The 22049-nt window shown below is 39.2% G+C and carries 25 protein-coding genes, 1 tRNA gene and 1 pseudogene; 19 read left to right on the forward strand and 8 right to left on the reverse strand.

Translation table 11 applies throughout. From position 1 onward, the window contains the following. Position 1: 1 nt before the first annotated feature. Entirely contained in the window at positions 2-3124 is a 3123-nt protein-coding gene (locus tag MWU84_RS03770; protein WP_246898426.1) for a DUF5107 domain-containing protein, read from the forward strand. 143 nt (positions 3125-3267) lie between these two features. On the opposite strand, the gene MWU84_RS03775 is transcribed toward MWU84_RS03770, so the two are convergent. Next, positions 3268-4113, reverse strand: coding sequence for a DUF2911 domain-containing protein (locus MWU84_RS03775; protein ID WP_246898429.1), 846 nt, complete (start codon positions 4111-4113; stop codon positions 3268-3270). Positions 4114-4287: 174 nt separating this feature from the next. On the opposite strand from MWU84_RS03775, the gene MWU84_RS03780 reads away from it, so the two are divergent. The 12 genes from MWU84_RS03780 (at position 4288) to MWU84_RS03835 (ending at position 10890) form a co-directional block, all read left to right on the forward strand. Then, positions 4288-4707: a DUF1801 domain-containing protein gene (locus MWU84_RS03780; protein WP_246898431.1), complete on the forward strand. Its 420-nt coding sequence runs from the start codon at positions 4288-4290 to the stop codon at positions 4705-4707. Positions 4708-4715: 8 nt separating this feature from the next. Then, complete coding sequence (locus tag MWU84_RS03785) at positions 4716-5306, forward strand: Crp/Fnr family transcriptional regulator (protein ID WP_246898434.1); 591 nt, start codon at positions 4716-4718, stop codon at positions 5304-5306. Positions 5307-5383: 77 nt separating this feature from the next. Beyond that, entirely contained in the window at positions 5384-6262 is an 879-nt protein-coding gene (locus tag MWU84_RS03790) for a pirin family protein (RefSeq protein WP_246898436.1), read from the forward strand. 56 nt (positions 6263-6318) lie between these two features. Further along, positions 6319-6612: a GNAT family N-acetyltransferase gene (locus MWU84_RS03795; protein ID WP_246898438.1), complete on the forward strand. Its 294-nt coding sequence runs from the start codon at positions 6319-6321 to the stop codon at positions 6610-6612. Positions 6613-6614: 2 nt separating this feature from the next. Continuing rightward, a complete protein-coding gene (locus MWU84_RS03800; protein ID WP_246898440.1) occupies positions 6615-6845 on the forward strand; it encodes a (4Fe-4S)-binding protein in 231 nt (76 codons plus the stop codon). A gap of 137 nt (positions 6846-6982) precedes the next feature. Next, positions 6983-7525, forward strand: a complete 543-nt coding sequence (locus tag MWU84_RS03805) for a DUF3124 domain-containing protein (RefSeq protein WP_246898442.1) — start codon at positions 6983-6985, stop codon at positions 7523-7525. Positions 7526-7671: 146 nt separating this feature from the next. Continuing rightward, positions 7672-8331, forward strand: a complete 660-nt coding sequence (locus MWU84_RS03810) for a hydrolase (protein WP_246898445.1) — start codon at positions 7672-7674, stop codon at positions 8329-8331. A gap of 30 nt (positions 8332-8361) precedes the next feature. Then, on the forward strand, positions 8362-8655 hold the full coding sequence (locus MWU84_RS03815; RefSeq protein WP_246898448.1) for a hypothetical protein: 294 nt from the start codon (positions 8362-8364) through the stop codon (positions 8653-8655). Between the two features lie 27 nt (positions 8656-8682). After that, positions 8683-9354: a lysoplasmalogenase gene (locus tag MWU84_RS03820; RefSeq protein ID WP_246898451.1), complete on the forward strand. Its 672-nt coding sequence runs from the start codon at positions 8683-8685 to the stop codon at positions 9352-9354. After that, the gene (locus MWU84_RS03825) at positions 9347-9769 is read left to right on the forward strand and encodes a GNAT family N-acetyltransferase (RefSeq protein WP_246898453.1); all 423 of its coding nucleotides are present in this window, start codon (positions 9347-9349) and stop codon (positions 9767-9769) included. The genes MWU84_RS03820 and MWU84_RS03825 overlap by 8 nt, the downstream gene beginning before the upstream one ends. Positions 9770-9902: 133 nt before the next feature. Further along, on the forward strand, positions 9903-10349 hold the full coding sequence (locus tag MWU84_RS03830) for a VOC family protein (RefSeq protein WP_246898455.1): 447 nt from the start codon (positions 9903-9905) through the stop codon (positions 10347-10349). 67 nt (positions 10350-10416) lie between these two features. Then, positions 10417-10890 carry a GAF domain-containing protein gene (locus MWU84_RS03835; protein ID WP_246898457.1) on the forward strand — a complete coding sequence of 158 codons (474 nt, stop codon included), beginning with the start codon at positions 10417-10419 and terminating at the stop codon, positions 10888-10890. A gap of 134 nt (positions 10891-11024) precedes the next feature. On the opposite strand, the gene murA is transcribed toward MWU84_RS03835, so the two are convergent. The 3 genes from murA to MWU84_RS03850 form a co-directional block, all read right to left on the reverse strand. Beyond that, positions 11025-12332, reverse strand: a complete 1308-nt coding sequence (murA, locus tag MWU84_RS03840; protein ID WP_246898459.1) for a UDP-N-acetylglucosamine 1-carboxyvinyltransferase — start codon at positions 12330-12332, stop codon at positions 11025-11027. A 15-nt stretch (positions 12333-12347) separates the two neighbouring features. Then, positions 12348-13001 carry a DUF4290 domain-containing protein gene (locus tag MWU84_RS03845; RefSeq protein ID WP_246898461.1) on the reverse strand — a complete coding sequence of 218 codons (654 nt, stop codon included), beginning with the start codon at positions 12999-13001 and terminating at the stop codon, positions 12348-12350. An 87-nt stretch (positions 13002-13088) separates the two neighbouring features. After that, positions 13089-13376 carry a DUF493 family protein gene (locus MWU84_RS03850; RefSeq protein ID WP_246898463.1) on the reverse strand — a complete coding sequence of 96 codons (288 nt, stop codon included), beginning with the start codon at positions 13374-13376 and terminating at the stop codon, positions 13089-13091. A 116-nt stretch (positions 13377-13492) separates the two neighbouring features. Between MWU84_RS03850 and MWU84_RS03855 the strand changes: the two genes are divergently transcribed. The 5 genes from MWU84_RS03855 (at position 13493) to MWU84_RS03875 (ending at position 18009) form a co-directional block, all read left to right on the forward strand. Beyond that, positions 13493-14035 (forward strand): ATP-binding protein, encoded by a 543-nt coding sequence (locus MWU84_RS03855; RefSeq protein WP_246898465.1) that lies wholly within the window; start codon positions 13493-13495, stop codon positions 14033-14035. Continuing rightward, positions 14035-15939: a RecQ family ATP-dependent DNA helicase gene (locus MWU84_RS03860; protein WP_246898467.1), complete on the forward strand. Its 1905-nt coding sequence runs from the start codon at positions 14035-14037 to the stop codon at positions 15937-15939. Before MWU84_RS03855 ends, MWU84_RS03860 begins: the two co-directional genes overlap by 1 nt. After that, the gene (gene fmt, locus MWU84_RS03865; RefSeq protein WP_246898469.1) at positions 15936-16883 is read left to right on the forward strand and encodes a methionyl-tRNA formyltransferase; all 948 of its coding nucleotides are present in this window, start codon (positions 15936-15938) and stop codon (positions 16881-16883) included. Before MWU84_RS03860 ends, fmt begins: the two co-directional genes overlap by 4 nt. Before the next feature lie 178 nt (positions 16884-17061). Next, entirely contained in the window at positions 17062-17334 is a 273-nt protein-coding gene (locus MWU84_RS03870) for an HU family DNA-binding protein (RefSeq protein WP_031443811.1), read from the forward strand. 114 nt (positions 17335-17448) lie between these two features. Continuing rightward, positions 17449-18009, forward strand: coding sequence for a YqgE/AlgH family protein (locus MWU84_RS03875; RefSeq protein WP_246898470.1), 561 nt, complete (start codon positions 17449-17451; stop codon positions 18007-18009). A gap of 5 nt (positions 18010-18014) precedes the next feature. Here the strand turns inward: MWU84_RS03875 and MWU84_RS03880 are convergent, their stop codons facing one another. Next, positions 18015-18860 (reverse strand): aminotransferase class IV, encoded by an 846-nt coding sequence (locus tag MWU84_RS03880; RefSeq protein ID WP_246898473.1) that lies wholly within the window; start codon positions 18858-18860, stop codon positions 18015-18017. 55 nt (positions 18861-18915) lie between these two features. After that, positions 18916-19299: an START-like domain-containing protein gene (locus tag MWU84_RS03885; protein WP_246898474.1), complete on the reverse strand. Its 384-nt coding sequence runs from the start codon at positions 19297-19299 to the stop codon at positions 18916-18918. A 136-nt stretch (positions 19300-19435) separates the two neighbouring features. Here MWU84_RS03885 and MWU84_RS03890 point away from each other — a divergent pair. Continuing rightward, a tRNA-Met gene (locus MWU84_RS03890) sits at positions 19436-19509 on the forward strand. Between the two features lie 244 nt (positions 19510-19753). Here MWU84_RS03890 and MWU84_RS03895 read toward each other — a convergent pair. Beyond that, positions 19754-20923 (reverse strand): annotated as a pseudogene (locus tag MWU84_RS03895) (IS256 family transposase). A gap of 131 nt (positions 20924-21054) precedes the next feature. Beyond that, on the reverse strand, positions 21055-22049 hold a 995-nt coding region (locus MWU84_RS03900), incomplete at its 5' end, for an FISUMP domain-containing protein (protein ID WP_281502499.1).

A 22049-nucleotide genomic window follows, 5' to 3' on the forward strand; every position in this document is an offset into this window, starting at 1 on the left:
AGTGAAAGTAAAGATTATCAGCTTAATAATTGCATTGGGATTATGTCTTGGAAGCATGGCCCAATCGCCATCTGCGACCATAAAGGAAGAAATGATGTCCTTGGATACGTACGACTTCAGTAAGCCTAACCCCGTCCCCATCCTGACCGACAATGCCAAAATTTATCCATATTTCAAGTATGAAGGATATGAAAATATCGCAAAGAAGAAAAATTGGAAGGTAGTTACTTTGGAAAATGATTTCATCAAAGTCTTTGTACTACCCGAAATAGGAGGTAAAGTCTGGGGAGCAATAGAGAAAAGTACAGGTGAAGAATTTCTTTATAAAAATGAAGTTATTAAATTCAGAAATATTTCAATGCGTGGACCTTGGACCTCTGGCGGGATTGAGTTCAATTTTGGAATTATAGGGCATCACCCGTCTACTGCTACTCCAGTAGATTATGTGGTAAAAACAAATGATGATGGAAGTGTAAGCTGTGTCGTAGGGAGCGCTGACCTCCCCTCAAATACGGATTGGAGGGTAGAAATAAGGCTTGAAAAGGACAAGGCCTACTTTGAAACCAATGCCTCTTGGTACAATGGTTCCCCTATTGATCAATCCTATTACAATTGGATGACCGCTGCGGCAGTTGTTTCGGACGATTTGGAGTTCATCTATCCAGGAAATCAATTTTTGGAGCACGGAGGAGCAGCCAAGCCATGGCCAATAGATGCTGAAGGCAGAGATCTTTCCCTCTATAAAAACAATAATTTTGATAAGGATATTTCCGAACATGTGGTAGGCGATTATAAAGACTATTTTGGCGGATATTATCACAATAGAAATTTTGGTTTTGGCCACTGGGCACCCTATGAAGAAATGCCGGGACAGAAACTCTGGTTATGGTCCATGGCAAGGTCGGGAGCTATTTGGGAGGATTTACTTACTGACACCGATGGACAGTATATGGAGTTCCAGGCCGGTCGACTTCTTAATCAATATTCCCCTGCAGAAACCAACCCTATTTCACAAGCAAATTTTGAACCCTATGTCATGGACCGTTGGAAAGAAATCTGGTTTCCTTTCAAAGAAATTGGTGGAATGGTAGATGCTACGGAATACGGTGTCCTTAACGTTAAGGAATCGGATAAAGGACTCTATATCGGTATCAATGCCCTACAAAGCCTAAGTGATAATTTAACGGTATCCATCAATGGGAAAGAAGTTTTTTCTAAGGAAATCATCTTAAAGCCCATGGGAGTTTTTTCTCAAGAGCTTCCATTAAAGGACTCCGGGGAAATAGTGGTAAAATTAGGGGATAAAAAATTATTTTATACCTCCAATGGCGAAAGTACCCTCATAAAACGTCCGTTTATTGATGATGAAGCAATAAAGGTCTCCATGAGCGAACAACTTTACCATGAAGGTTGGGAGGCACTAAAGTTTAGGGATTATGAACTCGCCAGCAAAAAATTAAATGAATTGGTGGATTTTGACCCATCCCATCAGGATGGATTGTTGAAGTTGGCAGGATTGGAATATCGAAAAACGGATTATCACAAAGCTCTGGAATATGTAAGTAGGGTTTTAAAATTGGACACCTATAATACTGAAGCCAATTACTTGGCTGGAATTATATATCGTGCCCTAAATGACAGTATTAATGCTTTGGAATCTTTTGGCTGGGCTGCCAGAAGCATGAAGTACAGATCTGTATCCTATGCCCAAATGGCCGAAATTTATTTCTCGTTACAAAATTTGGAAAGAGCAAATCTATATGCCAATAAAGCGTTGGATTACAATACCTACAACCTAAATGCGCGAAAAATTAAATTATTGTTGCAAAGGAAAAACAATAGCTCCAATGCATTTAATGAAGAATATAACGCACTAATAAAAATAGATCCCTTAAATCATTTTGCTCTAATAGAATCCCAATTATTATCAGGGGATACCCCTCTTATTATGCCAAAGGAAATCAATAATGAATTTCCCGATGAATCCATTCTGGAACTGGCCATTTATTATAAGGACTTAGGATTGGTATCGGAGGCCATGGAGATACTAAAATTATCCAAAACATCGAATGCCAAAATACACCTTTGGGCTGCTCATTTGGCTCAGGATATGGCCAGTGGGCCAAATAATGAATATTTGGGGAAGGCCATAGCAGATCCTGTAGATTTTGTTTTCCCCTATAGGCCTGAAACCATTGATATCCTTCAGTGGGCCATCTCACAAAATGCAAATTGGAAATTTAAATACTACTTGGCGCAAAATTATATTGCTGTAGGACAAAAGAATTTAGGATTGCAGCTCTTAAAAGAATGTGGAAATGAACCAGATTCCGACATTTTTTATCGTTTTAGGGCGAAGATGTTCAAAAATGAAGATTATGCTGCCAATGAAAAGGATTATTTAAAAGCACTGCAGCTAAACAATACCGATTGGAAACTTAGGGAAGAAGTGATTCAATTTTATTTAGATAATGATAAAATTGAAGCAGCCTATAAATTGGCTAAAAAGTCCTACTCCAAATATCCCAAGAATGCCAACATAGGATTGATCTATGCCAAATCTGCCCTGTTGAACAATCAATATGGAAAAACTATTGAAGTCTTAAACGACATATTGATATTACCTTTTGAACATGCCTCTGAAAGCAAAAAAATATATACCGATGCCCATATTTTAATGGCTTTGGATAACATGCAATCTAGGAATTACAAGAGGGCTATATCCTTCTTGGAATCGTCAAAAGAATGGCCGGAAAATCTGGGAGTTGGAAAACCTTTCCATGCCGATGAAAGACTACAGGATTATCTACTTGCAGTCAATTTTGAATTGCTTAAAGATTCCAGAAAAAGAGAACAGTTATTGACCAACATATTGTCCTATCAAAATAACAATAAGAAGATGGTATCCCCTAATGATCTGTTTAAACTATTATCCCTTAATAAATTAGGAAAGAGCGCGGAATTGGAATCTTCCATAAATCGAATTTCAAATATCAATACCATTATGGGCAAGTTGGTTCTGGCATTGTATAGCAATGATGCTAAAGCGATACCGGAAATAAAAAATAAAAATATTTTAAGCCATCCGTCTCTGAAAATATTGGAAGCAGCGAGTAAATATTAAATAATCATACCGCGGGGTTACAGTCTAAAGTTCTGTACTACGATCCTCGGAATCACAAACTAAATAGAAGCGTTTTTTCGGAAACGAAACTTCTAAAAAAAAGCTCACTTTTCAGTGAGCTTTTTTAACTTGTCAAGAGAATACTACTTGCCCCCCCACTCTTTCAAGGAGTCTTTGTTCATCTTAATATAATCATCATTGCCTGCTGCTTCGGCAGCGGCCAATGATCTTTTTGCAGTTTCAATAGCCTGCTTTTTATCGCCTGCTTTGGCATAAATTAGCGACTGTTGTCTTAATTGCCAAAATGCAGGTTCATAGGTCATGCTCATGGCTTTATCCATCCATTCTTTGGCCTTATTGATATCCTTTCCGGAATTCATGTAATACACAGCAGCTGCATAATAATCATTGGCATCCGGGCCTTTCATTACTTTTTCTATAGCACTTGTTACAGCCTTGTCCGTAGGAACATCAAACTTAACACCTACATATGCATCTGACCAAAACATGCCCAAAGTGGCAGCGTTATCAGAAAGGCCATCTATAGAAATCGTAAAAGTTTCAACCTCAAATGGCAGATTTTGCACTTGAACAGTGGTTTTAGCAGCCACCTTGCTTTCATCCCAATCAGATGGCGTTCCACCACCATTGTAATCGGTATAGAAAATAACTTCCCAGGAACTAGCTCCCGGCTTGGTAAAAATAGCATAAGAACCTGCTTTAAGTTCTTGACCTCCTATCTTTACATTTTCACTAAAGGTGATCTTGGTCCTGGCGTTGGCCCCTGTTCTCCATAATTTATCATAAGGCACCAAATCCCCAAAAATGGTTCTTCCACGCATGGATGGCCTGGAATATTCCACCGTTACATCGGTCAATCCAACCTTTTGGATCAAAGTTGAGGACGGACTCGCTGCCGGTGTTGAGATCTGTGACTGTAGTCCGAAGGATACAGCAATCATAAATACTAAAAGTGTTATTTTTTTCATGTTGATAAGTGTTTAGAACGTTTCTGCTAAATTACATATTAAAAGCCTAATCTGGAAGTGGGTCTGTAGTATTATACCCAACTAATAATAATATCTTCCTAAGCGATAATGATATTTAAGCTATACTGCTTTACTCCTTTTTTAGTAAATTTATAGAACTCCAATGTGAAAGCGATGACAGAGAACAAAACCAAAGCGAACAATAAATCCGTTATAGCTTTTCTAAATTCTGTTGTGGACGAAGAAAAACGTAAGGATGCACATGTATTAATGAAATTGTTTGAAAACATTACCCATGAACCGGCAGTAATGTGGGGAGAAAGTATAGTTGGCTTTGGCAGTTATCATTATAAATACGATTCCGGTCGGGAGGGAGATATGTGCATCACGGGATTTTCCCCTAGAAAAGCCAATTTTTCAATTTATATCATGTCAGGATTTTCCAATAAACAAGAGCTTTTGGAACAATTGGGTCCCCACAAAACGGGCAAGGCATGTCTATATATCAAGAGATTATCCGAAATAGATATAGACGTACTTTCCAGAATTGTAAGATTATCCTATGAGCATTATAAAATCAAATATTCCCATTAAACATTGACATGCAAAATTTCATCAAGTACTTAAAAACCAAGGCCAACATTGCGGAATCTGAATTTCAACTGCTAATCAAAAAAGTAGAAATCAGAAATATTGAAAAGGGTCAAGTGTTGTTAGGTCCAGGAGAAATTTGCAAGCATTCCTTTTTTGTTGAAAAGGGGCTTTTAAGATCCTATACTATAGATAACTCTGGCAAAGAACATATTTTACAATTTGGTTCGGAAAATTGGATCGTTTCCGATCGAAGTAGCACCTTTTTTAATGAACCATCAGACCTTTCTATAGATGCCATAGAAGATACTCAGGTAGTTTTGATTAGTTCTGAATTTATAAATGAAGCCAGTGAAATAAGTTCCTCCTTTAGAAATTATAATCAGATAGCATTACAGAACCATATCCGACATCAGCAAAAAAGAATCAACCTTTTATTAAGTGCAACTGCTGAAACCAGATATATGAATTTTATAACATTATACCCCGATCTAACCCTTAGGGTTCCCCAATGGATGATTGCTTCCTATCTGGGCATTACACCGGAAAGCCTTAGTAGGGTACGTAAAGAATTGGCGCTCAAAAATTTTAAACCAAATTAATACGGTTCTTATCATATATCAATGGAAAGCTATCAATGTTCCCGTATTATTGTTATGTTATTAAACACAGGATACAAATGAGAACAAAGCACATAGAAATAGTGGTGGCCCCAAAGGACCCGCACTATGTTGGCGACGGATTTAGAGTGCATAATTTTATCCCGAGCGGATATCGACTTGATATGGAACGTATGGATCCATTTATTTTATTGGATTACAATTCCCCTTTCTATTTTCCTCCTACGGATAAACCCAGGGGGGTAAGTGTTCATCCGCACAGGGGATTTGAAACGGTTACAATAGCCTACCAGGGGAAGGTAGCCCATCATGACAGTTCGGGCAATAGTGGTGTAATTGGCGTAGGAGATGTGCAGTGGATGACCGCAGCCTCTGGGATACTTCATAAGGAATATCACGAAGAGAAATTTAGTAAAGAAGGTGGTTATTTTCAAATGGCCCAACTATGGGTGAACCTTCCGGCCAAATACAAAATGTCCGACCCAAAATATCAGGGAATTACAAATTCGCAGATCAACAAATATCAATTGGCCGGGGATAAAGGTGTCATTGAAATAATAGCGGGAAACTATAAAAATGTTGAAGGTGCAGCCTCAACATTTTCTCCTGTGAACATGTTCAATGCAAGACTTGAAGAAGGTGGTAAAGCAGAATTTACTTTTCCTAGTACCTACAACACGGCTTTATTGGTAGTTGATGGGGAAATAAATGTGAATGGAACGCAGACCGTGGCTGAGAATCATTTTGTACTCTTTGAAAACGAGGGAGAAGATTTTAGTATTGAGGCCACAAAGAAATCGACTGTATTAATTTTAAGTGGAGAACCCCTTAACGAACCCATAGCCGCCCAAGGACCTTTTGTAATGAATACACGCAAGGAAATAGTACAGGCTATCAAAGATTACAACCTAGGTAAATTTGGCTATTTGGAGGAGTAATTTTATATTGAAAATACAGTTGTACAGTTATCACCTAACGATTAATCAAGACACCTATGGAGTACAAATTAATTGAAAACGCAGAAGCCAAACAATACGAGTATCATATTAATGGTGTTATTGCCAAAATTGAATATATAAGGACAAAAGATAAAATCTATCTTACCCATACAGAGGTCCCCAAGGAATTGGAAGGCCAAGGGGTGGCCTCCTCCCTGGTTAAGGATGTCCTGAAAGATATAGAAAAGAAGGAATTGACCTTGATACCCATGTGCCCCTTTGTAGCCTCCTATATAAAAAGGCACCCGGAATGGAAAAAATTAGTACTAAAAGGAATTAATATCGCGTAATTATGAAAAAGAAAGAAAATTCAAAGGAGTACACCAACGGTGAAATTACCGTAGTCTGGAAACCTTCAAAATGCATTCACGCAGGAGTATGTGTCAAAACCTTGCCACAGGTTTACGATCCAAAAGGGAAACCGTGGATAAAGCCGGAGATGGCCACGACCGAACAATTGAAATCGCAGATCACGAATTGTCCATCCGCTGCCCTTTCGTTTTACGTGAACGGCAAAAGTTAAAAACTTATATCTATCCACAAATTTGAAATGCACGATTCGCTAATTAAAAGAGTATCTTTATGCAGTACTAAGCGATCGTAACGTGAGCATTAGTTTCAAGTTTTAATGATGTAATGTTTAAAACGAAGTCTAAAAGAATGATTAATATATTTCTCAAAAGTTGCCATTTAATAGGACTCAAAACATGTCTTATCCTCTGCTCCTTGCCAATGATTCTTAGTTGTTCCGAGGAAAAAGCAGTAAGTCATATAGACCCAATTAATTGGGAAAAGAGGTCCTTGGCCCTACCCGCTCAGGACTCACTTATAAAAGGTAGTTCTTATTTGTCCATTTACTCGTCCATATACGATGGAACGGAAAGAACGCTGCACCATTTAACGGCTACTGCAAGTATGAGGAATGTAAGCAACACTGATTCTATATATATCCTAAAAGCTGAATATTACAATACCCAGGGCGATCTTATCCGCACCTACTTTAACAAGCCTATATTTCTGAAACCTTTGGAAACCATAGAAATTGTTATCGATCAAGATGATAAACATGGGGGTACCGGTGCAAATTTTGTTTTTGATTGGGCTGTGGAATCGCATAATCACGAGCCTATTTTTGAAGCCGTTATGATCTCGACCACAGGACAACAGGGAATATCCTTTACTACAAGGGGAATTAAATTATAGGTGTTCAAAGCATCGTTGTAATTTAAATATCACCCCTGCACCCCATCACTCAGATTGAAAAAAATACTATCTTTAATCTGGTCAAGTTAAAGGAATTGAAACCTCTTTTCTTGCTATTTATAAAAATCCTAAGTTATTGATGCGTTATGGTCAAGGTACCCACTTTTGGTAGTAAGCTGAGAAAAAATATAGTGGAGGTACCGGAGGTGATCAACACTTGCTCGGGAATACGGGTTTTTGGACAATTGCTAAAATCCTTTTTGTTCAGCACGGATGTGGCCATTATTAGGAACACCAATGCCAATGCTATCATTGCTGTCTATCCCTTTACCCCCCAGCCCTTAATTACCCACGCCCTGATTTTAGCAGCCGACAAACCTATCTTTTGTGGTGTTGGTGGAGGAATTACCTCTGGAAAAAGATCGGTGGAACTGGCCTTGCATGCCGAATTTCAAGGAGCCTTGGGCGTGGTCCTGAACAAACCTACACCCAACGAACTTATAACACGATTAAAGTCGAAAATTGACATTCCGGTAACCATCACCATGGTTTCTGAAAAGGATGACATAAAAGGAAGAATAGCAGCTGGGGTGGATATCTTTAACGTTTCAGGAGCAGGTAAAACTGCTGACATTGTTAAGCGTATTAGGGATATTGACAGCGATATAGCCATTTTGGCCACAGGAGGACATTTGGAAGAGGATATTTTACGAGCTATTGAGGCAGGTGCCAATGCTATATCCTATACGCCACCTTCCACAAGCGAACTGTTCAAGGAAATAATGTTGAAATACAGAAGCGAATAATCAAAACTTAACGAATTAAGCCCTAATTACATGAATATCATACACAGTATCCCCGAAAACATTTTTGAAAGTATAGGAATTGCAGCTGGCCTAAGTGCCTGTCTAGTAATTGCCATACAGGTAGTAAAGGAATTCCGTTACAAAGGTCCCAGTAGCCTTTCCAATGGCTTTATTTTTGGCTGGGTATTTATTTATCTCTTCTGGTGCTTCTACGGTATACGTTTTAATACCCTGGCCCTTTGGCTTACCAATGCCATTGCTGTAGTCCTTCAATTGGCCCTCTGTTTTATTGTGGTCAGAAAGAGAAAACTTTATACTTCTTAACCCATCCCACAACATTATTTTATTGTCATGAAAACACGGCAGAATGCCTTCATCGGTTTATATATTTTTTTGGTACTCTTGGATTTGGTGATGGGATTCATGTCCTTTGAAGGCTTGAGGCAATTGACCAAGCCACTAATATTGTTTTCACTAATATTGTTTTTTGGGATGAACGGAAAAAATCTCCCCAAAAAGATATATGGTTACACTTTAATTGCTCTTTCCTTTTCCTTAATGGGAGACATTCTATTGCTCTATGATTATCTCTCGACCATGTATTTTATGCTTGGCCTAATAGCTTTTCTCATTGCCCACATAAGTTATTCCGTGGTATTTCTAATGCAAGGAAAACCAATTGTTAAAAAGGAATTAATCATAGTTTCCGGATTGTTTTTGGCCTATGGCACATCCCTCTTCATACTATTAATGGATAATTTAGGCACGTTAAAAATTCCCGTAATTATTTATATCCTAGGTATTCTTGCAATGGCCATAACCGCCTATAGCAGGAAAGACCATGTGGGACCCACAAGTTTTAAATTGGTGTTTATTGGGGCAATGTTCTTTATTTTGTCCGATAGTATCCTCGCCGTCAATAAGTTTCTTATAGAAGTACCGGGAGCCCATGTTTTGGTAATGGGTACTTATGCATCGGCACAATATTTAATTGTAAGTGGTTTGTTAGAGGGTAATGAGTGATTGTATTAAAGAGATATCGGCGATAGAAACCTACACGTTAAGGCATGCGGTAATGTGGCCAAATATGCCTATGGATTATATTGTCCTTGCCAATGATGAACAGGGAATCCATTTTGGACTCTTTTCAAATGATACCCTAATTGCAGTTGCCTCATTATTTATAGAAAACAACATTGCACAGTTCCGAAAACTTGCCACGGCTATCCCAGAACAGGGCAAGGGCTATGGTAGCCAACTCCTCTCCCATCTCATAGCCTACGCCAAAGACAAAAAAGCATATAAAATATGGTGTAATGCCCGAACGGACAAAAAGGAATTTTATTTAAAATTTGGTTTGGAAGCCACCAACATTGTTTTTAGAAAACACGAAATTGATTATGTAGTAATGGAAAAAATTATAATACCTCAAAAATAACCACTAAAACAGTTGGGCACTTACTATTTTATTCATTTTTAAGTACCTTTCCTTCCTGCAAAATTATGCGCTTTGTTCTCAACCTATTTCAATCTTATATTATTATCCTATTTAAAAATTAAAACCTATTAATATGTATAAATCTTTATTTCCAATATTATTTCTTTTTAGCATTCAAATCCATGCCCAAAGCTTTGATTTTAAGATCGACCACTCCTCCCTAATCGTTAATAAGTTGGATACTACTGCAGATTTCTATTCCAATATTCTTAAGTTAAAAGAAATTCCTCACCCTGACAAAGCACCCGGCTTTCGTTGGTTTCAGGTCCAGGGCAATTCACAGCTGCATCTGATCTATAAAGATACCGTGGTGATGAAAAAGCATAAATCCATGCACCTTTGTTTATCCACACCAAACTTGGAGACCTTTATTGACCATCTGGAAAGCAACAATATTGAATATGAGGACTGGCCGGGTACCAAAGGATCGGTTACCTTACGTTCGGATGGAGTTCGACAGATATACCTCACAGATCCCGAAGGATACTGGATTGAAGTTAATAACGCCAAGCACAATTAGAAACCCTCACTATAGTTTCACTAGATTTATTAAATTTGGTTCATTATGAAAATATTAATCTAAAGATATGAATACAGATAATGCACAACGGAACAACATAATAGACACCCTTCTTGAAAAAGAAACCATTGACTGGCAGGAAGTTCTTTCATCGGTAATCGCTGCTTTTGACTGTACCACTGGTACGATCCATTTTTTGGATGATAAATCAAAATTGTTAAAGGTCCAGGCCCATCAAGGTATACCTCCCTTTTTGCTGCCCAAGCTTTCAGAGATTCCAATAGGCAAAGGAATGGCTGGTATAGCGGCGGAACGTCGTGAACCTGTAGAAATGTGTAATCTACAGACCGATGCTTCCGGAGTAGCGCGACCTGCTGCCAAAGAAACAAAAGTAGAAGGCTCCCTTGCAGCCCCTATGATGCTGAATGGAAAACTCTACGGTACCCTCGGTATTGCAAAACCAGTTCCCTACGACTTTACAAAAGAAGAAGTGAGCGATCTTTTAATTATTGGAGAGAAAATTAGTCGCGTTATAAGTTAACAGGACAGAATAACATTCATTTTTAAATTAAAAGGGAATTCGTTGGAAGCAACTTGACCAATGACTTCTATATAAAACAGAACAAGGACTTTCTATTGAAAAGTCCTTGTTCTGTTTTGAAGTGATGCTCTTGATTACACTCTGGTGATCTTGGCACCAATGGCACGCAATCGTGTATCTATATTTTCATAACCCCTATCTATCTGTTCAATATTGTGAATAGTAGAGGTGCCTTTTGCTGATAATGCCGCAATTAACAAGGAAACACCTGCCCTGATATCTGGAGACACCATAGTGGTGGCTTTTAGGCTGGATTTAAAATTATGTCCGATAACGGTAGCCCTGTGGGGATCGCAAAGAATGATCTTGGCTCCCATGTCTATTAATTTATCTACAAAGAACAAACGGCTTTCAAACATCTTTTGATGGATCAAAACCTCGCCTTTAGCTTGGGTAGCCATCACTAGAATAATGCTCAACAAATCTGGAGTAAGTCCCGGCCATGGTGCATCTGCCACCGTTAAAATGGAACCATCTATATAATTCTGGATCTCGTAGCCATCCTTATGTTCTGGAATAATGATATCGTCTCCATTACGTTCCAGTTGTATTCCCAACTTTCTAAAAACGGTGGGGATCTGTCCCAGATCGTCCCAACTAACATCTTTTATAGTTAGATTACTCCTTGTCATGGCCGCCAATCCTATCCAACTGCCGATTTCTATCATATCCGGAAGCATACGGTGGTCTGTGCCTCCTAGGCTATCCACACCTTCTATTTCCAATAAATTGGATCCTATTCCGCTAATTTTAGCTCCCATCCTATTCAGCATCTTGCACAATTGCTGTAAATAAGGCTCGCAGGCTGCATTGTATATGGTGGTTTTGCCATCCGCAAGTACTGCGGCCATAACAATATTCGCTGTTCCGGTAACCGAAGCCTCATCCAAGAGCATATAGGTGCCCTTCAATTTTTTGGCTTCAACACCATAAAAGTGTTCCTCCTTATTATATCTAAATTTGGCACCTAATTTTATAAAACCTTCAAAGTGGGTATCCAATCGCCTACGTCCTATTTTATCACCGCCCGGTTTGGGTATATATCCCTTGCCAAATCGCGCCAATAATGGACCTACGAGCATAATGGATCCCCTAAGGCCTCTGCCGTCTTCTTTAAATTGGGCAGACTGCAGGTATTCCAAATTAATGTCATCGGCAATAAAGGTATAGGACCCTTGCCCTTTCTTTTCAAGCTTAACCCCCAAATCCTTCAATAAGGATATTAGTTTATTTACGTCTACAATATCCGGAATATTGGTAATCGACACTTTTTCTGAGGTAAGTAGTACGGCACAGAGTATTTGTAATGCTTCATTCTTTGCCCCTTGCGGTGTAATCTCACCATGTAATTGATGACCGCCTTCTATTTTAAATGTTCCCATTAAGGTTTGAGAATATTAGTACCGCTTTTTACCGCGGTTTTGATTTCTTTGCGTTTTTTTACCAGAACTGGTCCTAGGTGTTTTTGCCACACGATTTTTAAGGAATTGGCCACTTTCTGTCAAGTTTTCCCCGTCTTTGGCAAGATCTATCTGTCCGTCGCTCAACTCATACAGATGCTTGAATATTGCCTTGTCGTCCACCGTATCCTTATTCCAGTTTAGGTAACACTTTTTCATATGGTTGGCTATGGCATATTCCAATCCGTCGCGCATATCACCTTTTTCCCATTTTACGGCCACATCGATCATGCGCTTAATATTGTTACCATAAAACCTGTATTTTGGAAAATTTTGAGGATATTCCAAAGGATCCGGACGCTTTTGAAGGGTCTCCTTCGAGGTAATCGGGAATGGAGAGTCCACGTTCAATTTAAAATCGGACATGATAAACAATTGGTCCCATAATTTATGTTGAAAATCGGGTACATCCCTCAAATGTGGCTGTATGTTGCCCATAACACTTATTATGGCCTGCGCCACACGGTTACGTTCCGCATCGTCCTCTATAGTTATGGCATGATCCACCATTTTTTGGAAATGGCGCCCATACTCAGGTATAATGAGCTTTGGTCGCTCAGTATTGTATTCTAAGTTTTCTACTAAATTCAAATTGAAATATTTATTGTAATTTATTTATGATAAGGAAGTGCTCTTATAACGTCTGCAAATTAACAAAATTATGCCACAAATACTATTTTAGAGTGATATTACCCCTTTTACCTCCCCTACTTCCTTGTATTTGCGTATTACTGCATCCGGATTTTTAAGGTTGACAGTAATGGACAGACTGGTGTATTTGGCATTTTTGGATTGCTTGGATTCGATCACTGCTCCCGTATTATCAAATATATCCTGTATCTGCTTAATTTTTTCAGGGTCGGTAGGGACTATAAATTTATAGAGGTAATTGGAAGGCCATTTACTGGTTTCGGCCAATTTCTCCTTTAATCTGCTATAAAATTCCTCGGATTTATCTTGATTCATGCCAATGTTTTTGCAAATATATAAAGTATCATTGTCAATTTTTTAATCTTAAGGCTATTTCATTACTTTGCAGCACCATTTTATGCATGAATTTGCAGAACTTTAAACGGCGTTATTTGAATATAGAAAAAATTGTCATCACAGGTGGACCTAGTACTGGAAAGACTTCCATCATAGACAAAATAGAAGAGGAAGGCTTTTTTTGTTTTAGTGAGATATCACGCGAAATCACCTTGGAAGCAAGGCAACAAGGTATTCCCCAGTTATTCGTTTCGGACCCATTACTTTTTAGTGAACGAATTATGGAGGGCCGAATAAAACAATTCCAAGCTGCCGATGAAGTGGACAAATCCTTGGTATTTTTTGATCGTGGTATCCCGGACGTAGTGGCCTATATGGATTGTTTTGGGCAATCTTATGGCGAGCATTTTGTAGAGAGTTGTAAAAACTATAGGTACGACCACGTTTTTTTACTTCCACCCTGGAAAGAAATACACGAATCTGACAATGAACGTTATGAAAACTTCGAAGAAGCAGAGCGTATACATACCTTTTTGGAAAAGGCCTATACCAAATACGGCTATAAAATTATAAATGTTCCCAAGGAAACCGTGGAAGGAAGGGTTACCTTTATACTCAATAAAATAAAGAATCTATAGTGCAGCAGCACCCTAAGGAGATATTGCATAAGTTTTGGGGGTTTCCGGATTTTAAAAATTCGCAGGAAGACATTATAAGTGCCGTATTGAACGGACAGGATGTTATGGCCCTTCTCCCTACAGGAGGAGGCAAATCATTATGCTATCAAATACCTGCATTGGCCCGAGACGGGATTTGCATTGTGGTATCGCCATTGATCGCTTTGATCAGAAACCAAGTAGAAGCCTTAAAGAAATTAGGGATAAAAGCCATTGCCCTTACCGGGGGAATTTCCTTCGATGAAGTAAACAACCTGTTGGACAATTGTCTGTACGGTAACTATAAATTCCTTTATTTATCTCCCGAAAGACTGCAACAGCAACTAATCCAAGAGCGTATTCGTCAAATGAACGTAAATCTTATTGCCATTGATGAGGCACATTGCATTAGTCAATGGGGCAACGATTTTAGACCCGCCTACTTGGAATGCCACCTGCTTAAGGAATTGGTACCCAACATACCTATGATCGCTTTGACCGCCACGGCAACCGACATGGTAGTAAAGGATATTTGCAATAATTTACAACTGGAACAACCTCTGGTGGTGAAAGATTCCTTTTCCAGGAACAATATTACCTTTAGTGTTTGCTGGGAGCAGGACAAAAAATACAGACTAAAGGAATTATGTGGCCAGACCAAAACAAGTACCATAGTATATGTCCGAAGTAGGAAAATGACCTTGGAATTGTCCCAATACTTATCCCAGCAAGGTCATACGGCTACTTTTTTTCATGGTGGTATTACCAAAAAAGAAAAAGATACCCGATTGAACCAGTGGCTGGAAAACAAGGTGAAGATCATGGTGGCCACCAATGCCTTTGGTATGGGTATAGATAAGGCCGATGTTGGTCTGGTGGTACATTATCAAATTCCGGACAGTATGGAAAATTATTTTCAGGAGGCCGGAAGGGCAGGTCGTGACGGGAATCCCGCAAGCGCTATTTTAATTACCAATCGGACCGATGAGGCCCAGGTACGCAAGCAATTTTTAGGCGTGTTGCCCGATGTTGACTTTCTTAAGTTGTTATACCGAAAATTGGTCAACTATTTTCAGATTCCCTTTGGGGAGGGAAGCGGTGAAACTTTTCAATTGCCCTTTAATTCCTTTTGCGATACTTACAAGCTCAATACAACATTGACCTATAACGGTTTAAGACTGTTGGATCAAAACTCCGTTATATCCCTAACGGAAGCCTTCTCACAAAAGACGACCGTACGGATGATGGCTTCCAAACGGGAAATCTTCGATTATTTGGATAAGAATCAGCAAACGGCACCCATCATTCAAACCATTTTAAGAACCTACGGTGGTATTTTCGATTTTGATACCAAGATCAATCCTTTGGTGATCTCAAAAAAAACCAACAAGACCGAAAATGAGGTAATAGCAGTATTGGAAAAATTGGAAAAAGATGAAATAATTGAATACCATGCCCAGCACAGCGATCTTGAAATTACATTTTTGGTTCCCCGGGAGGATGAAAGAACGATCAATATCTTCGCAAAAAAAATAAAACAGATACAGCAAGTTAAGAAGGACAATGTGGAAAGTATGTTGGCCTATATTGAGAATTCCAAACTTTGTAGGAGTAGGCGAATATTAAGCTACTTTGGTGAGACTACCACCGAAAACTGTGGAAAATGTGATGTCTGTCAGCAAAAAAATCCAATAAATAATAATATTATAAAGATTATAGAACAGGATATATTGCAAATTTTGATGGTGAAAAAGGAAAATTCCAGAGGCTTGATAAAATTATTGACCTATAAGGAAAGTTCTGTTATTTTGGCCTTACAAAGATTGTTGGAAGATCAGAGAATACGAGTGAATTCTATTAACCAGTACGAAATAATCGAAAGATGAGCAAACCACGAATAGTGTTTATGGGCACCCCGGATTTTGCAGTGGGCATTTTGGACAAGCTAGTGAAAAGCGATTGTAACATTGTTGGGGTCATTACCGCCCCGGACAAACCGGCCGGCAGGGGAAGAAAAATGCACGAATCCGCTGTAAAGAGCTATGCTCTGGAACAGGATCTTAGAATTTTACAGCCCACAAACTTGAAGGACCCGAATTTTATAGAAGAATTGGAAGAATTAAAGCCAGAACTTCAGATTGTGGTCGCTTTTAGAATGTTGCCCAAAGCAGTATGGGATATGCCCAAGCTAGGCACTTTTAACCTTCATGCTTCCCTCCTGCCCCAATACCGTGGTGCGGCCCCTATCAATTGGGCCATTATAAACGGAGAGAAGGAAACAGGGGTAACCACATTCTTTATCGATGATAAAATAGATACCGGGGCCATATTACTTCAAAAGAGAACAAGTGTCTCGGAAGAAGATTCTGCAGGTACTTTGCACGACAAGCTAATGCATCTTGGGGCAGACTTGGTGCTGGAAACCATAAACAAATTGGAACGCAAAGAAATAGCCCCTTCCAAACAAGAGGAAGATATTCCCCTAAAGGAAGCCCCCAAATTACATAAAGAGACCTGTAAGATTGATTGGAACCAAGATATTGGCACCATCTATAATTTTATCAGGGGACTAAGCCCGTATCCTACCGCTTGGACAACTTTGCGCAATGGGCAGGACGAGCTTTTTCTAAAGATATACTCCGCTAAAATGGATTTGGAACCACATCAATTAAAAGTAGGAAACATTGCTGACACTAAAAATGAACTTAAGGTTGCCGTAAAGGGGGGATTCATCAATCTATTGGAAATTCAATTGCCGGGCAAAAGAAAAATGACCACCAAAGAGGTGTTGAACGGATTAAAATTAGCAGAAAACGCCTATGTTGGGTAAACCCCCATGTTCATTGGGGCTATGGGGAAACGTAAAAAAAACCCTACTTTATCAACAAACGTTTCAAGTTATCAACAAAATTGTGGATTTCCCCCCATTTTACTTGCGTTAATGGCAAATCCGTATAAATTTGTTGAAGTATTTAATTATAATTAATAACACTTAATTTATCGAAATTATGAACAAAACAGAATTAATCGATGCAATGGCAGCTGATGCTGGCATTACTAAAGCCGCAGCTAAAAAGGCATTGGAATCTTTCTTAGGAAACGTTGAAGGATCTCTAAAAAAAGGTGGTAGAGTATCTCTAGTAGGTTTCGGATCATGGTCTGTATCTAAAAGAAATGCAAGAGAAGGTAGAAATCCATCAACTGGAAAGACTATCCAAATTGCAGCTAAAAATGTAGTGAAGTTTAAGGCCGGTGCTGATTTGAGCGGTGCAGTAAACTAATCATAATATTACTATACATTGAAAGCGCTTCTCTAACAGGAAGTGCTTTTTTTGTGCAAAACGCTTTTCAGATTAACGGAATTGTTTTATTTTAGAGATACTAGAACAAACGATATGGTCGCAGAAAAGCCAAAAAAAGGTAAACTCCTTATTGCTGAGCCTACTCTTTCTGGTGATGTTTCCTTTAACAGGTCTATAGTCTTGTTGGCAGAGCATAACCAAGATGGATCTGTTGGTTTTATCTTAAACAAACCATTGGACTACAGTATAAACGATCTCGTTACGGAAATAGATATCCCTTTTCAGGTCTATAATGGCGGTCCCGTTGAACAGGACAATCTTTATTTTATCCACAAGGTCCCGGAACTAATAGAAAACAGTATTGAAATTTCCGACGGTATTTATTGGGGCGGAGATTTTGGATCTATCGTTGACCTGATCAATAATAAGGTTATATCTGAAAACGATATCCGTTTCTTTCTAGGCTATTCCGGTTGGTCCTCTTTGCAATTGGACCAGGAATTGATCTCAAAATCATGGGTCGTGGTAAAAAATGTCTACGAAAGTGCCATTATCCAAAAATCTTCCAATGCTTTTTGGAAAGAAAAAATGATGGAACTTGGGGGCAATTACCTTATATGGTCCAATGCCCCGGAAAACCCCAACCTAAATTAATACTATTAGTTCAACCTTGCAGCAGCGTTTAGCTTGCCCAATAAATCGGCTGCTACCTTAGTATCATACTCCTTTTTTCTATATTTTGTAATGGGTTGAATACCTGTGATTGCATTGGTTATAAACAATTCATCCGCTTTCTGCAGCTCAAAGGGAGAGATGAAAGATTCCTCAAATTGGTATTTATCCAAGGAACCCAAAATAGCGATCAGTTTCTTACGAACAATACCGTTTAAACAACCATCTTTTAAGGATGGGGTCTTGATAAGCTGGTCCTTCACCAAAAACAAATTGCCATTTAGAGCTTCTACCACCCTTTTTTCAGTGTTCAGCAACAGACAGTTCTCGTAGCCATTTTCGGAAGCAAAAATACTGCCTACCACATTAATGGCCTTATTATTGGTCTTTAAGGTAGAAAGCATATCCGGATTCACATAAAAATCCTTAAAAAGCTCTACTTCATAGGTATCATTGTTTAAGATAAAGAAAGGGGAATCCAATGGATTTGCCTCCATAATGTAGGATACATCATTGGTCTGGGGCAGATATAATCCCCCATTATTTCTAAACACGGTAAACCTTATCCGGGCCGGCTGTTCCATAAGGCTATTGGCGTCTACGGAAGCCAACAACTGTTCTTCAAGAAATTCCATGGTAAAATTCATAGGAATTTCCATCCTTAAGATCCTCATAGAGGCCATAAGCCTAAGATAGTGGTCTTCCCAAAAAAATATTTTGCCATTTACGATCCTAATGGACTCGAACAGGGCATCTCCGTAGCGCAGTCCCCTATTTTCGTGGTTTAGATAAAATGTTTCTTTAGAAAGAAGATTTCCGTTAAAATTTATCATAAAAAAAAGCCTTGAAAAAATCAAGGCCAAAGATACATTTTATTCCATAAATGCCTTAGGCCGAACCCAAGACTTGCTTTAGGCTGGATACTTGGTTCTCCCAAAGCATTTTAGCTTCGTCCACTTCATCCTCATCTGCAAAATCGGTAATAAAAAGGGAGACATCCTTAGTAATTTCGTCTACAATGATGCGCATTTCAAAAAAACTATCATCTTCTTCGGCCAACCAAGTGAATTTTACAAATTCGTCGCTCTTTCTTTTTAATAATTTTGCCTGCTCTTCGGAGCCGTCCCAGATAAAATTGAACATTTCACCTCTAGAATTTACGTTGTCCGCAAACCATTCTGAAAGGCCTGAAGGGGTCGATATATATTGATATAGTAGTTGTGGGGAGGATTGAATTACAAATTCAACTTCAAATTTTGTTTTATCGCTCATTCTGAATAGTGTTTATGGCGGACAATATATATATTTATAAATGATAAAAAAATAAAACCGAGATAATATTTTTTAGCAATCTAATTTGGTTAGGACAGAAAATTAACTTTATATTTGCACCCGTTAAAAACAGCATGGCGAGGTAGCTCAGTTGGTTAGAGCGTCGGATTCATAACCCGGAGGTCACGAGTTCAACTCTCGTTCTCGCTACAAAACTTAAGTTTATAGAAATCAACGGATTGGTTACTGCCAATCCGTTTTTTTATGCTTAAAATTTACTGGAGTGCCCTATAGGAGAAGAACAATGATGGCCTCTGAAGTATTAATATCAAGAGGTATTTGGTTTGACTCAATATTTATTTGCAAGAATCAAAACTCAATCTCACAATCTTAATAAATTAATGACACTATCCCGTAAAGTGTGTAAATTAAAAAACCGAGGGTTTGACTTTTTTTAAAGTTGGACCCTTTTTTCAAATATAGTCAAAAACTGATTTAGGATTATTCCACAGTTCCTGATGGGCATGGACCATTTTTTCGTGGCCTCCCTTAGAGCAAGAAAAGTGGACTTCATAACTGCTTCATCCGTAGGGAACGAGAGCTTGTTCTTGGTGTATTTCCTAATCTTTCCATTAAGGTTCTCAATAAGGTTGGTGGTATAGATGATCTTGCGGATCTCCAATGGAAACTCTAAGAACACGGTGAGTTCCTGCCAGTTGTCCCTCCAGCTTTTTATGGCGTAGGAATACTAGGACTCCCATTGCTTTGAAAAGTCCTCCAGGGCGGCTTTGGCAGCCTCTTGGGTAGGGGCGTTGTAAATATGTTTCATATCAGCGGTAAATGCTTTCTTATCCTTCCAGACCACATACCTACAAGCATTTCTTATCTGGTGCACCACACATATCTGGGTCCTGGATTCCGGGAACACGTTCTTGATGGTGGCCGTAATAAGGATGTCCTCGGTGCCACGTGCTCTGATATCGGTCAGTACGCTCATCTAGAAAGCGGCCGATTCGTTCTTGCCCAGCCAGAGCCCCATCACTTCTTTTTTACCGTCCCTGCGCAAGCCTACGGCGATATAAACAGTCTTGTTGTTGACCTTGGAGCTCTCACGTACCTTGAACACGATGCCATCCATCCAAACAATAAGGTAGACAGGTTCCAGGGGGCGGTTCTGCCAGGCTACGATATCGCCGGATACCTTGTCGGTAATCCTTGATATGGTCGAAGTGGAGACTTCAAAGTCGTAGACCTCCCGTATCTGCTCCTCGATATCTCTGTTGCTCATCACCTTGGCGTAGAGAGATACGATCACGTTCTCGATCACGTCGACCATGTTGCTGCGTTTGGGCACTATCATGGGATTAAAGGAAACATCCCTATCCCTTGGTACGGCTATTTCGGATTCCCCGAAAGAAGTGCGTACCTTCTTTTTGGAAAACCCCTTCCGAGAATTGCTTTGATTTGATTTTTGATGCTTATCATAATCCAAATGACCATCCAGTTCCCCTTACAGCATCTTCTCGATACCACGTTTTTGGAGTTCCTTTAAAAAACCATTGAGCTCATCTCCGGTCTTGAACTGTTTTAGAAATTCATCGTCGAATAATTCTTCTTTTTTCATAATGTGTAAATATTTAAAATTAAACAAAAAAATAGCTGGGGCATGCCCCAGCTATTTTCTATTTACACACTTTAGGAGATAGTCCTCCTTTTTGGACTATACTTAATAAAATTATCCAAAACAATGTTCTATTATTGGTCCTTTACCAAACGTACGCTGATAGCAAATGTTCCCGCTGAATTTGAAAACCTAAAGCATGATGGACTTGCAGCGTCAATTTTTCTTCTGAAAATATTTCCACCCCCTGCATCCGTGTTTACCCACAAATACGTTCTGAGGTCTATTGAGACGTAAGTACTTCCATCTTTGTATCCTGCCATTGGGAAATTCAATCCTGACGATCCTCCCGATTTCATTTGTGTACCTTGGTCTGTCCCTCTTGGTGTTAATTCACCAGTAATATTGAGATCACTTGCAGGCATTCCTAATTCAGTTTCCAAAGTTTTCCATTCATCATCCGTTGGCAAGTGCCATCCTGTAGGAGTTGCAGCCTGTACAAAGGCCCACTCATACAGACGGCCATAGTCTGCATCGTTGGATGTATTATCGTCGTAACTATATGATCCTGTAGAATTAAAGACTAAATTCTCCGTCATCCAAACTTGGGATCCAATTTTAATTGTTCCATATACATGACCATCTCTGGTGTCCGTGAATGATCCAGTGAATGAAGTCTCAAAACTTCTCACTTCACCTGTAGTCACGAATGTAGTTGATTTTGCATCTACACGTAAATAGTAGATGGTTCCCAATTCAAGTTCGGTTGAAGTGAAGGATAGACTGGTTTGATTTGGACTGACTAAATCTAAGTTCGCTGAATCCGTTCCTAAATACACATCATAAGTAATGGCATCTCCCTCGGCATCCGTGGATGCCAACCAACTAATTGAAATAGGTGTATTCACATCTGTTGCATTAGGCGCTGGTACCTGGTCAAAGATTACTGCCGAAGGAGCTGAGTCGATCTGGGCGGCAGAACAGCCGTTGGAATCTACGGTTTCACCTGATTGTGTTCCAGGACATAAATCAATATCATCTGTTACTCCATCTCCATCCGTGTCCTTTTGACTGTCAGAACAACCTTCATTATCGACCGTTTCGCCCTGTGGCGTATCTGCACATTGGT

Source organism: Arenibacter sp. F20364 (assembly GCF_023015905.1).
Lineage (GTDB): Bacteria > Bacteroidota > Bacteroidia > Flavobacteriales > Flavobacteriaceae > Arenibacter.

Coding starts and splice junctions, on each gene's coding strand:
- MWU84_RS03775 (WP_246898429.1), bottom strand. CDS start 4,113: ATGAAAAAAATAACACTTTTAGTATTTATGATTGCTGTATCCTTCGGA.
- MWU84_RS03780 (WP_246898431.1), top strand. CDS start 4,288: ATGACAGAGAACAAAACCAAAGCGAACAATAAATCCGTTATAGCTTTT.
- MWU84_RS03785 (WP_246898434.1), top strand. CDS start 4,716: ATGCAAAATTTCATCAAGTACTTAAAAACCAAGGCCAACATTGCGGAA.
- MWU84_RS03790 (WP_246898436.1), top strand. CDS start 5,384: ATGAGAACAAAGCACATAGAAATAGTGGTGGCCCCAAAGGACCCGCAC.
- MWU84_RS03795 (WP_246898438.1), top strand. CDS start 6,319: ATGGAGTACAAATTAATTGAAAACGCAGAAGCCAAACAATACGAGTAT.
- MWU84_RS03800 (WP_246898440.1), top strand. CDS start 6,615: ATGAAAAAGAAAGAAAATTCAAAGGAGTACACCAACGGTGAAATTACC.
- MWU84_RS03805 (WP_246898442.1), top strand. CDS start 6,983: ATGATTAATATATTTCTCAAAAGTTGCCATTTAATAGGACTCAAAACA.
- MWU84_RS03810 (WP_246898445.1), top strand. CDS start 7,672: ATGGTCAAGGTACCCACTTTTGGTAGTAAGCTGAGAAAAAATATAGTG.
- MWU84_RS03815 (WP_246898448.1), top strand. CDS start 8,362: ATGAATATCATACACAGTATCCCCGAAAACATTTTTGAAAGTATAGGA.
- MWU84_RS03820 (WP_246898451.1), top strand. CDS start 8,683: ATGAAAACACGGCAGAATGCCTTCATCGGTTTATATATTTTTTTGGTA.
- MWU84_RS03825 (WP_246898453.1), top strand. CDS start 9,347: ATGAGTGATTGTATTAAAGAGATATCGGCGATAGAAACCTACACGTTA.
- MWU84_RS03830 (WP_246898455.1), top strand. CDS start 9,903: ATGTATAAATCTTTATTTCCAATATTATTTCTTTTTAGCATTCAAATC.
- MWU84_RS03835 (WP_246898457.1), top strand. CDS start 10,417: ATGAATACAGATAATGCACAACGGAACAACATAATAGACACCCTTCTT.
- murA (WP_246898459.1), bottom strand. CDS start 12,332: ATGGGAACATTTAAAATAGAAGGCGGTCATCAATTACATGGTGAGATT.
- MWU84_RS03850 (WP_246898463.1), bottom strand. CDS start 13,376: ATGAATCAAGATAAATCCGAGGAATTTTATAGCAGATTAAAGGAGAAA.
- fmt (WP_246898469.1), top strand. CDS start 15,936: ATGAGCAAACCACGAATAGTGTTTATGGGCACCCCGGATTTTGCAGTG.
- MWU84_RS03870 (WP_031443811.1), top strand. CDS start 17,062: ATGAACAAAACAGAATTAATCGATGCAATGGCAGCTGATGCTGGCATT.
- MWU84_RS03875 (WP_246898470.1), top strand. CDS start 17,449: ATGGTCGCAGAAAAGCCAAAAAAAGGTAAACTCCTTATTGCTGAGCCT.
- MWU84_RS03880 (WP_246898473.1), bottom strand. CDS start 18,860: ATGATAAATTTTAACGGAAATCTTCTTTCTAAAGAAACATTTTATCTA.
- MWU84_RS03885 (WP_246898474.1), bottom strand. CDS start 19,299: ATGAGCGATAAAACAAAATTTGAAGTTGAATTTGTAATTCAATCCTCC.